Source organism: Frisingicoccus sp., from assembly GCF_048388605.1.
Classification (GTDB): domain Bacteria; phylum Bacillota; class Clostridia; order Lachnospirales; family Lachnospiraceae; genus Frisingicoccus.
This window is the reverse complement of record NZ_DBGCTU010000012.1, coordinates 63,701-76,224: the sequence shown is the minus strand read 5'-3', so window position 1 is coordinate 76,224 and position 12,524 is coordinate 63,701. Positions and strand designations below refer to the sequence as shown.

12 protein-coding genes are annotated in these 12,524 nt (G+C 44.9%); 6 read left to right on the top strand and 6 right to left on the bottom strand.

Annotated elements, in window-relative coordinates; genetic code table 11:
* Positions 1 to 53: 53 nt before the first annotated feature.
* Positions 54 to 1,361, top strand: a complete 1,308-nt coding sequence (locus ACMN7X_RS03000) for a hemolysin family protein (RefSeq protein ID WP_418746023.1) — start codon at positions 54 to 56, stop codon at positions 1,359 to 1,361.
* A 74-nt stretch (positions 1,362 to 1,435) separates the two neighbouring features.
* Here ACMN7X_RS03000 and ACMN7X_RS02995 read toward each other — a convergent pair whose 3' ends face one another.
* The 3 genes from ACMN7X_RS02995 to rpsO all read right to left on the bottom strand — a co-directional run bounded on the left by ACMN7X_RS02995 (position 1,436) and on the right by rpsO (position 4,842).
* Positions 1,436 to 1,984, bottom strand: a complete 549-nt coding sequence (locus ACMN7X_RS02995) for a type III toxin-antitoxin system ToxN/AbiQ family toxin (RefSeq protein WP_418746022.1) — start codon at positions 1,982 to 1,984, stop codon at positions 1,436 to 1,438.
* Positions 1,985 to 2,278: 294 nt separating this feature from the next.
* Positions 2,279 to 4,369 (bottom strand): polyribonucleotide nucleotidyltransferase, encoded by a 2,091-nt coding sequence (locus ACMN7X_RS02990; RefSeq protein ID WP_418746021.1) that lies wholly within the window; start codon positions 4,367 to 4,369, stop codon positions 2,279 to 2,281.
* A 206-nt stretch (positions 4,370 to 4,575) separates the two neighbouring features.
* The gene (rpsO, locus tag ACMN7X_RS02985) at positions 4,576 to 4,842 is read right to left on the bottom strand and encodes a 30S ribosomal protein S15 (protein ID WP_132090876.1); all 267 of its coding nucleotides are present in this window, start codon (positions 4,840 to 4,842) and stop codon (positions 4,576 to 4,578) included.
* 216 nt (positions 4,843 to 5,058) lie between these two features.
* Here rpsO and argH point away from each other — a divergent pair, with 216 nt between their 5' ends.
* From argH to thiH, 5 genes are all read left to right on the top strand, one after another.
* Positions 5,059 to 6,450, top strand: coding sequence for an argininosuccinate lyase (gene argH, locus ACMN7X_RS02980; protein ID WP_418746020.1), 1,392 nt, complete (start codon positions 5,059 to 5,061; stop codon positions 6,448 to 6,450).
* A gap of 128 nt (positions 6,451 to 6,578) precedes the next feature.
* Complete coding sequence (thiS, locus tag ACMN7X_RS02975) at positions 6,579 to 6,773, top strand: sulfur carrier protein ThiS (protein WP_418746019.1); 195 nt, start codon at positions 6,579 to 6,581, stop codon at positions 6,771 to 6,773.
* Positions 6,773 to 7,408 carry a sulfur carrier protein ThiS adenylyltransferase ThiF gene (gene thiF, locus ACMN7X_RS02970; RefSeq protein ID WP_418746018.1) on the top strand — a complete coding sequence of 212 codons (636 nt, stop codon included), beginning with the start codon at positions 6,773 to 6,775 and terminating at the stop codon, positions 7,406 to 7,408. Before thiS ends, thiF begins: the two co-directional genes overlap by 1 nt.
* Positions 7,409 to 7,438: 30 nt before the next feature.
* A complete protein-coding gene (locus ACMN7X_RS02965) occupies positions 7,439 to 8,206 on the top strand; it encodes a thiazole synthase (RefSeq protein WP_418746017.1) in 768 nt (255 codons plus the stop codon).
* Between the two features lie 12 nt (positions 8,207 to 8,218).
* Positions 8,219 to 9,373: a 2-iminoacetate synthase ThiH gene (gene thiH, locus ACMN7X_RS02960; RefSeq protein WP_418746016.1), complete on the top strand. Its 1,155-nt coding sequence runs from the start codon at positions 8,219 to 8,221 to the stop codon at positions 9,371 to 9,373.
* 95 nt (positions 9,374 to 9,468) lie between these two features.
* Here the strand turns inward: thiH and ACMN7X_RS02955 are convergent, their stop codons facing one another.
* The 3 genes from ACMN7X_RS02955 to glgB form a co-directional block, all read right to left on the bottom strand.
* Positions 9,469 to 9,867 carry a type II toxin-antitoxin system HicB family antitoxin gene (locus ACMN7X_RS02955; RefSeq protein WP_418746015.1) on the bottom strand — a complete coding sequence of 133 codons (399 nt, stop codon included), beginning with the start codon at positions 9,865 to 9,867 and terminating at the stop codon, positions 9,469 to 9,471.
* Between the two features lie 28 nt (positions 9,868 to 9,895).
* On the bottom strand, positions 9,896 to 10,084 hold the full coding sequence (locus tag ACMN7X_RS02950; protein WP_418746014.1) for a type II toxin-antitoxin system HicA family toxin: 189 nt from the start codon (positions 10,082 to 10,084) through the stop codon (positions 9,896 to 9,898).
* 163 nt (positions 10,085 to 10,247) lie between these two features.
* Positions 10,248 to 12,512: a 1,4-alpha-glucan branching protein GlgB gene (glgB, locus tag ACMN7X_RS02945; protein ID WP_418746013.1), complete on the bottom strand. Its 2,265-nt coding sequence runs from the start codon at positions 12,510 to 12,512 to the stop codon at positions 10,248 to 10,250.
* Positions 12,513 to 12,524 lie beyond the last annotated feature (12 nt).

Sequence of the window (12,524 nt, the reverse complement as noted above, 5' to 3'; positions counted from 1 at the left end):
TATATAAGATAGAATCTTTCATTATAATATAAAAATACAGGAGATGATTTTATTTGGATCCCACGAGTGTGGCGCAACTGATCACGCTGATTATTCTCGTACTTTTATCAGCATTTTTCTCTTCGGCGGAGACCGCGTTTACAACAGTAAACAAAATCCGTATTAGAACCTTTGAGGAGGAGGGCCGTCCAAAGGCCGCCTTGATCCGTAAGATTATTGAAGAGCCTCAGAAAATGCTCAGTGCCATTTTGATCGGCAACAATATTGTTAACCTGTCTGCTTCTTCGCTGACAACCACAATGGTCAGCCGGATCATGATGAACCTTGGACTGGCCTCAAAAACCGCTACGGCCATCGGTGTGGCGACGGGTGTGCTGACCCTTGTTATTTTAGTATTTGGCGAGATCACACCTAAATCCATTGCAACCCATTCCGCTGAGCGGATCTGCTTTATTTACGTCAAGCCGATCTACTGGCTTACCGTTGTTTTTACGCCGCTGATCTTTATTGTCAATAAGATTTCTTTTGGCCTTATGAAACTTCTCGGTATGCGTTATACGGGCAAAGAGCGGGTAATGACGGAAAATGAGCTTTTGACGATCATTGATGTCAGCCATGAGGAAGGTGTTCTTGAAAGCGAAGAAAAAGAAATGATTAATAACGTGGTTGATTTTGGCGACTCCCTTGCGAAGGATGTCATGGTTCCGCGAATCGACATGGTTTCTGTCCCTATAGCCGCGTCCTATGATGAACTGCGTGCTGTCTTTAAAGAAGACATGTACAGCCGTCTTCCGGTATATGAAGAAACCAAAGATAATGTGATCGGCATTGTCACATTAAAAGACTTTTTCAATTATGAAGGTCCTAAAGAAGATTTCAAGCTTTCCGAATTGCTTCGTGAACCTTATTTTACCTATGAGTACCAAAAGACATCGGATCTGCTGATCCAGATGCGCGAAAATTCCATCAACATCACCATCGTGCTGGATGAATACGGCGCTACCGCCGGTATTATTACTCTGGAAGACCTTCTCGAAGAAATCGTCGGCGAGATCCGCGATGAATATGATGATGATGAAGTCGATGCGATCCAGAAACTGAACACCGGCGAATACCTGGTGGATGGCTCTACCCGTCTGGATGACATCAATGAAACCTTCGGCTGCCATATCGAATCCGATGATTACGACTCCATCGCCGGTCATATGATCAATGTGCTGGAACACATTCCAACCGAAGGCGAAGAAATTACAGAAGATTACATCCGTTTTGTGATTGAAAAAATGGATAAAAACCGAATAGATACCATCCATGTTTATCTGACGGAACCGGAAGAAAACATGGAGCCGGAACATAAGTAATGGAAATAAAACGTTATCTGACAAAAAACGTTATCTCCCGAAACCTTGAAACGGTTTCCTGGAGATAACGTTTTTTATTGTTTAGACATATATTCCAGACAATACTCTTCCAATAATTTGTAATCCAATGCTGATTTCACATATCCCGCTGAAGTATCCCCTTCTTTTTTCTGTTTATAAATCAACTTTGCATTATTTTCAATTTTTGTTTTGTTTCTCCGGATAAAAATAATCTCGTTTTGAACTAAATCCTTATATGCCAAATCTGTTTCGTGTTCCATATCATATAATTCCAACTCAGTTTCCGGCACAGGTATCATATGACTGATTCGCAAAGTTCCTTTTAATTCTTTAATGCCACGGCTATTCTTCACAACAATTCTAATAATCGGTACAATGCTTTTTTTAATCACTTTATCCTTACCAGCCACTTGATAATCGGACTCCTTTGGCGATGACATTGGAATATAATAACAAAAATCTTCTATCTTTAATACTATCCCAACATATTTTCTTGTATGTACTCGTTGTAATTCCTTATTGGAATATACGTTTGGACAACGCGCCTTTAAAAAGCTAATATACCTGTCTGATACACTGTATATCTTAAATTCATTTATCACTCAATATTCCCCTTAAAAAAGGAAGTGGACACCCCACTTCCTTTAAAATAAAATTTCCCACTATATGGCAGGGACTCTCCCGAGTTTAAAATCTCCCACTATATGGCAGGGACTCTCCCGAAGATAGATATCTATCTCTATTTTTATTATATGCTATTTTTCAAAAAATGCAATCATCATTCATCTACCAATTATCCTAATATACGACATAAATCACTAACAAAAAACGTTATCTCCCGAAACCTTGAAACGGTTTCCTGGAGATAACGTTTTTTTGTATACAATTATTTCTTACTAAGCATCTTTTTTGCTGAAGCTGATACGGCCCATCTTATCTTTTCCGAGGCATTTAACTTTAATAACATCGCCGAGAGTAAGGACATCTTCAACCCGGTTTACACGTTTTTTATCCAGTTTGGAGATATGAACCATACCCTCTTTGCCCGGTGCAAATTCAAGGAAGGCGCCGAATTCTTTGATGCTGACAACTTTGCCGACATAAATCTTGCCCTCTTCGAATTCGGAAGCGATCATCTGAATCATTTCGATGGCCTTATCAATGCCCTCTTTTTCTACGCCGCAGACAGCCACAGCGCCGTCATCGGTGATATCGATCTTAACGCCGGTCTCATCAATGATCTGATTGATAACTTTTCCTTTAGAGCCGACAACATCACCAATCTTCTGCGGATCGATCATAATCTGTTTGATCTTCGGTGCATACTTGCCGACTTCCTTCCGAGGCTCGGCAATGGCCGGAGTTAATACTTCATTGATAATATACTCTCTTGCCTCTTTTGTGCGGCGGATGGCTTCTTCGATGATTGGGCGGGTCAGGCCATGAATCTTAATATCCATCTGAATCGCTGTGATACCATCATGGGTACCCGCTACCTTAAAGTCCATATCGCCGAAGAAGTCTTCAAGTCCCTGGATATCTGTCAGTACAACATAATCATCATCTGTATCCCCGGTAACAAGTCCGGCGGAAATACCCGCAACCTGTTTCTTGATCGGAACACCGGCAGCCATCAGTGACATGGTCGATGCACAGATACTTGCCTGGGATGTGGAACCATTGGACTCAAATGTCTCAGAAACTGTACGGATCGCGTATGGGAATTCTTCCACACTCGGCAATACAGGCACCAATGCTTTTTCAGCCAAAGCGCCATGACCAATCTCACGGCGTCCCGGCCCTCTGGAAGGTTTTGTCTCACCGACAGAGTAGGACGGGAAATTATAATGATGCATATAACGCTTGGATGTAATATTAACATCAATACCGTCAATACGCTGTGCTTCAGACATTGGAGCCAGTGTTGTTACGGTACAGATCTGAGTCTGCCCACGGGTAAACATGGCGGAGCCGTGAACTCTCGGAAGTAAGTCAACCTCTGCAGACAGCGGACGGATCTGATTCAGCGCACGGCCATCCGGGCGTTTATGATCTTTCAAGATCATCTTACGAACGGTCTTTTTCTGATACTGATAAACAGCCTCATCAATAAGTTCCAGCCATTCTTCATTTTCAGCAAAGGCTTCTGCCAGTTTTTCTTTAATCTGGCGAATATTCTCTTCCCGCACCTGCTTTTCATCCGTAAATACAGCTTCCTCCATCTCTTCCGGCGGTACAAGCTCTTTAATTGCGGCAAATAACTCTTCCGGCACGGCGCAGCTTGTATAGCTGTGCTTTTCCTTACCACATTCAGCCACAATACCGTCAAAGAATTTAATAATCTCCTGATTCAGCTCATGAGCGGCAAAAATAGCTTCGATCATCTTATCCTCCGGCACCTCATTGGCTCCGGCTTCAATCATAATAACCTTCTCACGGGTGGAAGCGACTGTCAGGGCCAGATCCGAATTCAGTTTTTCCTCTTCCATCGGGTTAAATACGAGCTTGCCGTCCACAAGTCCTACCTGGGTAGCGGCGATCGGGCCGTCAAACGGAATATCCGAAATAGATACAGCCAAAGCAGAACCGAGCATAGCAACGACCTCCGGATTAGCATCCGGGTCAACGCTCATAACCAGGTTATTTAATGTGACATCATTGCGGTAATCCTTCGGGAATAACGGGCGCATCGGGCGGTCAATGACACGGGAAGTCAATACCGCATGCTCGCTGGCCTTACCTTCTCTCTTATTGAAGCCTCCCGGAATCTTACCTACAGAATACATTTTCTCTTCAAACTCAACACTTAACGGGAAGAAATCGATTCCCTCTCTCGGTTTTTCAGAAGCTGTCGCCGTAGAAAGGATGACCGTATCTCCATAGTGAATAAAAACGGCGCCATTTGCCTGTTTGGCAACACGGCCGATATCAACGCGCAGGGTTCTTCCTGCCAGTTCCATAGAATAACTCTTGTACTCTTTTGACATATTCAATCTCCTTATAAAAATATTGATCATTTTCACAGGAAACCAATCGAAACTACTGAAAAAGACAAGCGGGCCACGAATCTTCTCCGTAATCGCCCTTTGAAAATCCATCGGCTGCATGCGCTTTTCAGTGGTCTCGAATAGCAGATTCCTGTGAAAAATGAATGTAAATAGTGGGATGGAAAGCTCCATCCCACTGTTTAAAATTATTTTCTTAAACCTAACTTCTGGACGATAGCTCTGTATCTTTCGATATCTGTCTTCTTGAGATAGTCGAGCATACCACGTCTCTGACCAACCATTTTCAACAGACCCCGTCTGGAATGATGGTCTTTTTTGTGCACTTTCAAATGCTCTGTTAAATCGCTAATTCTTGCTGTCAATAAAGCAATCTGAACTTCCGGTGAACCGGTATCCTCCGGTGTTCTTCCATAAGTAGCGATGATTTCTTTTTTCATCTCTGATGTAATCATAATCTCTTTCCTCCTGAATCTTAAAATGCCTCGTGCTAAGAACGGGTTGGAGTTTCCCTCATCTGAACACGGGTTATTACTTATACCGCATTATTATATCATAGACATTTTTTATTGTAAAGATGTAAATTTACATTGAATATTTCTTGCATTTTCATGCAAAATAAGCTAATATTGTGAGGACATACACTATTATATAGAAAGAAGTGAATCCAAATGGAATTAAAATTATGGGGCGGACGTTTTACGAAGCAGACAGATCAGCTGGTACATAACTTCAATGCGTCCATTTCCTTTGACCGAAAATTTTATAAACAGGACATTGACGGCAGTATCGCCCATGTCACCATGCTGGCCAAACAGCAGATATTGACGAATGAAGAACGGGATACCATCGTTGCCGCTCTCAAGGATATAAAGAATGAAATCGAAGCGGGTACACTTGAAATTTCTCCGGCTTATGAAGATATTCACAGTTTTGTGGAGGCCATGCTCATCGAGCGCACCGGCGAAACCGGTAAAAAACTTCATACCGGCCGCAGCCGCAACGACCAGGTTGCCCTGGATATGAAACTTTACACCCGGGATGAAATCAGGGAATGCGACGCCCTTCTTTGCGACCTTCTCTCTGTTATTCTTTCCATTATGAAGGAAAATACCAAAACTTTTATGCCCGGATTTACCCACTTACAGAAGGCACAGCCATTGACATTGGCCCATCATTTCGGCGCTTATTTTGAAATGTTTAAAAGGGATCGGAGCCGGTTGGCCGATATTTATAAACGAATGAACACCTGTCCTCTCGGTGCCGGCGCCCTGGCCGGAACAACCTATCCTCTGGACAGAGCATACACCGCAGAGCTCCTCGGTTTTGACGGTCCGACATTAAACAGCATGGATTCGGTTTCCGACAGAGATTATCTGATTGAATTATTAAGCGCCCTCTCCACGATCATGATGCACCTCAGCCGTTTTTCAGAAGAAATCATTGTATGGAATACCAATGAATATCAGTTTATCGAGCTGGATGACGCCTACTCCACCGGGAGCAGCATCATGCCTCAGAAAAAAAATCCGGATATTGCCGAACTTGTCCGCGGAAAAACAGGCCGGGTCTACGGCGCCCTCATGTCCATGCTCACAACCATGAAGGGGCTTCCTCTGGCTTACAATAAGGACATGCAGGAGGATAAGGAGCTGACCTTCGATGCTATTGATACAACCAAGGGCTGTATTAAACTTTTCACCGGCATGATTCAGACAATGAAGATCAATAAGCCTGCCATGGCAAAAAGCACAAGAAACGGTTTCACCAATGCCACCGATGCCGCCGACTATCTTGTGAAACACGGCGTTCCGTTCCGCGATGCCCATGGAATCATCGGCCGGCTTGTTCTCTACGGTATTGAAAACAATAAAGCGCTGGATGATATGACACTGGAAGAATACAAGGCGATCAGCCCGGTATTTGAAGAAGATATTTATGACGCCATTTCCCTTGAAACCTGCGTCAATACGCGAAACACGATTGGAGCACCGGGCGTGGAGGCCATGAAAAATGTCCTTCGCCTTGAACAGGAATATCTTGACAACACGCCGGCTTTGTGATATTTTTGTTTTGTAATAATTTCATATGGATTCGTTAAGTTTATTTAGCAAATGCTTTATAAAAGGGGTACACCACCGCGGGTGTATCCCTTTTTGTGTTTAAAAAAGATAAAGGAGGTATTTTTCCTATGAAAGTCAATGGCGAAACCATCACTCTCTCCAAATCTGTCTCATTAATGGAATTTCTGGAAAACTCCGGATATAAAGCCGGACGCATTGCTGTGGAGCGCAATGGAAATATTGTTCCGAAACAGTCCTATGATTCCGTTATGCTCACCGAGGCGGATACCCTTGAAATTGTTCATTTTGTCGGAGGCGGCTGATGATGCTTACAAAAAATGAATATGACGCTATGCTGATTGAAAGGCATGGCAAAAAAACATTTGACATATTGTCCAAAGCCTGCGTGGGAATCGCCGGTCTCGGAGGGCTTGGCTCAAATATCGCCATGATGCTGGCCCGCAGCGGAGTCGGACATCTGCTGCTCATTGATTTTGACATTGTGGAGCCGAGCAATTTAAACCGCCAACACTATATGATCTCCCATCTTGGGATGCCAAAATCCGAGGCGATCCGGGATTTAATCCTACAGGCAAATCCCTACATACGGCTGGACACCCGGCGCCTGAAGATCACCGGTGAAAACGCCCCGGAACTTTTTAAAGACTGTGATTTAGTCTGCGAAGCCTTTGATCAGCCGGAAGCGAAAGCCGAACTGATCAACAGCCTTCTTGAAAACTGTCCGGGCCTGCCGCTGATCTCCGGTTCGGGGATGGCCGGATACGGCAGTTCCAATACCATCCGCACGGAAAAAGTCATGAACAATCTCTATCTATGCGGCGATAAAGTATCCGGCATCGAAACGGTCGGCTCACTCATGGCTCCCCGGGTTCAGATCTGCGCGGCTCATGAGGCGAACATGGCGCTTCGGCTATTGCTTGGAATCAAAGAGGTTTAATAAAAATAAATGATCAGGAGGAAACATCAAATGAAAGATACGTTAATTATCGGCGGACATGAATTTAATTCCCGCTTTATTTTAGGTTCAGGGAAATTTTCTCTGGAAATGACCAAGGCTGTTATCGAAAACGGCGGTGTGGAGATGGCCACTCTGGCGCTTCGCCGGGCCAATGCGGGCGGAAAGGAAAATATTCTCGATTATATGCCGGAAGGCATCACTCTTCTGCCAAACACCTCCGGCGCCAGGACCGCAGAGGAAGCTGTGCGTATTGCCCGCCTTTCCCGGGAACTGGGCTGCGGTGATTTTGTAAAAATCGAAGTGATCCATGAATCCAAATATCTTATGCCGGATAACTATGAGACAATCAGAGCCACCGAAATTCTCGCCAAAGAAGGTTTTATCGTTATGCCTTATATGATGCCGGACCTGGTAGCCGCCAGGGCCTTAAGAGATGCAGGCGCTTCGGCGATCATGCCTCTCGGCGCTCCGATCGGCAGCAACAAGGGCTTATGTACCCGTGATTTTGTAAAAATGATCGTGGAGGAGATCGACCTTCCGATTATTGTTGATGCCGGTATCGGCCGTCCTTCCCAGGCCTGTGAAGCGATGGAACTGGGCGTTGACGCCGTTATGGCAAACACAGCCATTGCCACTGCCGGAGATGTAGCCGCCATGGCAAAAGCTTTTAAACTGGCTATTGAAGCAGGGCGTCTGGCCTATCTCTCAGGTCCGGGCCGTGTTCTTGATTTTCGCGGCGAGGCGTCCAGCCCGCTGACCGGTTTTATGGAAAATTAGGAGGCGAGGAACATGAAGATCACAGCAGAAGACCATATGAAATATCTGGACACCATGGAGGCTGTCGACTCAGACATTATGGATAAAGTTCTGAATGCCATGAATCATTATGACTACCATCGTTACACGGCAGCCGATGTCCGTTCAGCCCTTGCCAAAGACAATCTGAACCCGGAGGACTTTGCCGCCCTCCTCTCTCCGGCCGCCTTCCCTTTTCTCGAGGAAATGGCCCATAAGGCCCAATATGAAACACGGAAACACTTCGGCAACTCCGTATGCATGTTTACACCGCTCTACATCGCCAACTATTGCGAAAATGAATGTGTGTACTGCGGATTTAACTGCAAAAATAAGATTCACCGCGCAAAGCTGACTTATGAAGAAATCGATCATGAACTCTCCGTCATTGCCGCCACCGGTTTAAAGGAAATTCTCATTCTCACCGGGGAATCCCGGCACATGTCGGATGTGGAATATATCGGCGAAGCTCTAAAACTTGCCCGAAAATATTTTTCTACGATCGGCATTGAAATCTATCCGCTGAATTCGGATGAATACCGGTATCTCCATGAATGCGGCGCCGATTTTGTCAGCGTTTATCAGGAAACCTACAATCCGGTCAAATATGAGCAAATGCATCTGAGCGGCCCGAAACGCATTTACCCATATCGGCTGAACGCCCAGGAGCGGGCCCTGATGGGCGGTATGCGCGGCGTTTCCTTCGGCGCTCTTCTGGGGCTGGATGATTTCCGGAAAGACGCCTTTGCCTCGGGAATGCACGCCTACTACATTCAGCAGAAATATCCCCACGCCGAAATTTCCTTCTCAACACCGCGGCTCCGCCCTTATGTAAATAACGCGGAAAATAACCCAAATGACGTCCATGAGCCTCAGCTTTTACAGGTCATGCTCGCCTACCGTCTCTTTATGCCATTTGCCGGAATCACTATTTCCACCCGGGAACGTGCCGGATTCCGGGACAATGTGATCGGCATGGCGGCCACAAAAATTTCCGCCGGTGTCAGCGTGGGTGTCGGCGGCCATGAAGAAGAGGCCAAAGGTGACGAACAATTTGAGATCTCCGACCCTCGAAGCGTTACCGAAGTTCACAATGCCATTTTAAATCATGGCTTACAGCCGGTGTATACGGATTACCTTTGGGTATAAACATTGCCGGAATATATCAACATTCCGAAACAGTCAAAAAGACGGGATCAAAACACTGCCTCTTGATCCCGTCTTTTTCTGTTCTTCATTCGCTGCTATTTTACACCGATTTTTTCCATCAAAGCTTCCTGCAGAACCTGAGAAAAATTGATGTTCTGCCTCATTGCCATTTCATTCAGCCATTCCGGTATACTTAAAGTTTTTTTTACAGCCCTGGAACAATGCTTTCTTCGATATTCAGCCATATCAAACTCAACCACCACTAAAATACTGCCTGAATCAATGCAAACATCCTGTGGACTCGATGCTGCCGGAAGTTCTTTCTGTTCTTCCACCCTGCCTGTCAACGCAAGACCCAAAGCTTCAACAGCCATTTCATAGGCCTGATACATATCTTCTCCTTGCGTCATACACTCAGGAATATCCGGAAACGTAATCCAAAAGCCTCCCTCTTCCGCTTCATGGAACAATGCCGGATAAAACAATCTATTCATATGCGATACCTCCATTATATGACAATGCTCAATTCAGCCCGGCCTGTTTAAGTATTGCCTTTTCCAAGCCTCTTTTCAAGCCCTTGGAATGATAAGGAACAATTACCATTCTTCCGGTTTTTGAATTTCTCAGTTTAATATGCGAACCATTTTGACTGACAAATTCAAAACCATTTTTCTTCAGGAGTTTTATCATCTCCTGCGAAGTCATTGGCATCTTTTGTATCTCCCTTCCCTATCACCGTTTTATAGTATCACGTATTATTACGTATGTCAATGTGCCCATCAATATTCTTTTTCCCACAGCACATCTTTCTGAATAGGTATATGTTACCACATAAAAACCAATTTCTTCAATTACAATGCTTCGACCATTTTCTCTATTTTTTCCGCTTCTTCGCCGGTGCCAGTGGCGTACATTTGAAAATGCTGATACCCAGCGGTGGTACAACAATTTTGATTGAATCGTCCCGGCCGTCACATTCTTCCGCCTTTGACTGTTTTAATCTCGGATTGACATTGCCATCGCCGCCAAACTTCACCGCATCGCTGTTAAAAATCTCTTTGAATTTTCCGCGGAACGGCACGCCAATCTTATAGTCCTTCCGCACCACCGGTGTAAAGTTGCAGACAACAAGTAATGTTTCATCCTTTTTGGAAGTATTTCGTGTAAATACGATAATGCTCTCATCGGCAGAAATATCATTGATCCATTCAAAGCCTTCCGGTTCATCATCCAGTGCATATAATGCCGGATATGCTTTATAAAAATGAATCAGTTCCCGCATATAATCCTGCATTTTTTTATGCATCTCATATTCAAGCATAAACCATTCCAGGCTCTTTCCCTCGTTAAATTCAGTAAACTGGGCAAAATCCTGTCCCATAAACAGAAGTTTCTTTCCCGGATGACACAGCATAAATCCATAGGCAACCCGCAGATTGGCAAACTTCTCCCTATATTCGCCCGGCATTTTTCCAATCATGGAGCCTTTGCCATGAACGACCTCATCATGGGACAATACAAGCATAAACTTTTCACTATAAGCATAAACAAGACTGAACAGAAGCTGTCCGTAAGCGCCCTTTCGGAACAACGGATCCAGGGACATATATCCGAGGAAATCATTCATCCAACCCATGTTCCACTTCATATCAAAGCCGAGACTGTCTTCTTCCACAGCACCGGTAACCTTCGGCCATGCCGTCGATTCCTCCGCGATCATCTGAACCTCCGGATTCCGTTTTTTCATCATCGAATTCAAATGTTTCAAAAATTCAATAGCTTCCAGATGCTCTTTGCCGCCATAGATATTTGCCGTCCACTCGCCCTCATTCCGGCCATAATCGAGATAAAGCATGGAAGCCACCGCGTCCATCCGCAAACCGTCCACATGGTACTGCTCAACCCAATACATGGCATTGGCGATAAGAAAATTGCTGACCTCTTTTCTGCCATAATCAAAAATTAAGGTTCCCCAGTGCGGGTGTTCGCCGCGCCGCGGATCCGGATGCTCATAAAGCGGACCGCCGTCAAATCGGGCCAGACCGTTTAAATCCCTTGGAAAATGGGCCGGAACCCAGTCAAGAATGACACCGATATCATTCTGATGCAGATAATCCACAAAATACATAAAATCTTCCGGAGTACCATATCGGGATGTCGGCGCATAATATCCTGTTACCTGATATCCCCAGGATTCATCCAGCGGATGTTCCATCACCGGCATCAGTTCTACATGGGTATATCCCATATCTTTCACATAGGCAGTGATCTTTTCGGCCATTTCCCGGTAATTATAAAATCCTGCCGGCTCAATAACCGTTTCAACGCCGGCTTCATCCGTTTCCACAACGGCCTCCGGCCTCATAAAACCTGCCAGATGAAGCTCATAGACAAACTCCGGTTTTTCCTTCCTTGCCAGTTTTTTTCGCTGAGACATCCAGGCGCTGTCCTGCCATTTATGACATTTTTCAATATTATAAATAACGGAGGCATTGTCCGGCCGAAGCTGCATAAGTGTTCCATAGGGATCCGACTTCAAAACAACCGTATCGCCTTTCACCTTAATCTCATATTTATAGATTTCACCTTCTTTTAATCCGGGAATAAACAGCTCATGGATATCCCCATCCCGCCGCTGCATCGGATGGCGTCTTCCATCCCACTGATTAAAATCACCGACAACGCTGACACGAATCGCCTTCGGCGCCCACACCGCAAAGCGAACGCCTTTGACACCCTGTACTGTCATCGGGTGGGCGCCAAGCATTTTATAAACTTCATAATGAATTCCGGCCTGAAACTTCTTGATGTCTTCTATCTGTATTGTGGCAGGAAAAGCGTAAGCATCCCGGCACTTCACCGTATGTCCGTCTTCATAAGTAACACGATAATGGTAATTTGGTATTTTTTCTTCAGAAAGAAGAACCGCAAAATAATCTTCATCTACCTCGCGCATCTCCTGAGCATCTTTTCCCTTCACAATGATTTCACACTTGTCTGCTCCCGGAAAATAAGCCTGAACAAGTACGCCTTCATCTACTTTATGCGGTCCCAAAATCTGTTTTGGACGGTCATGCTCCGAGTAAATGATCGCCTCAATTTCCGGCCACTGCATATACTTCAATAATTTATCTTCCATAACAAGCCCTCC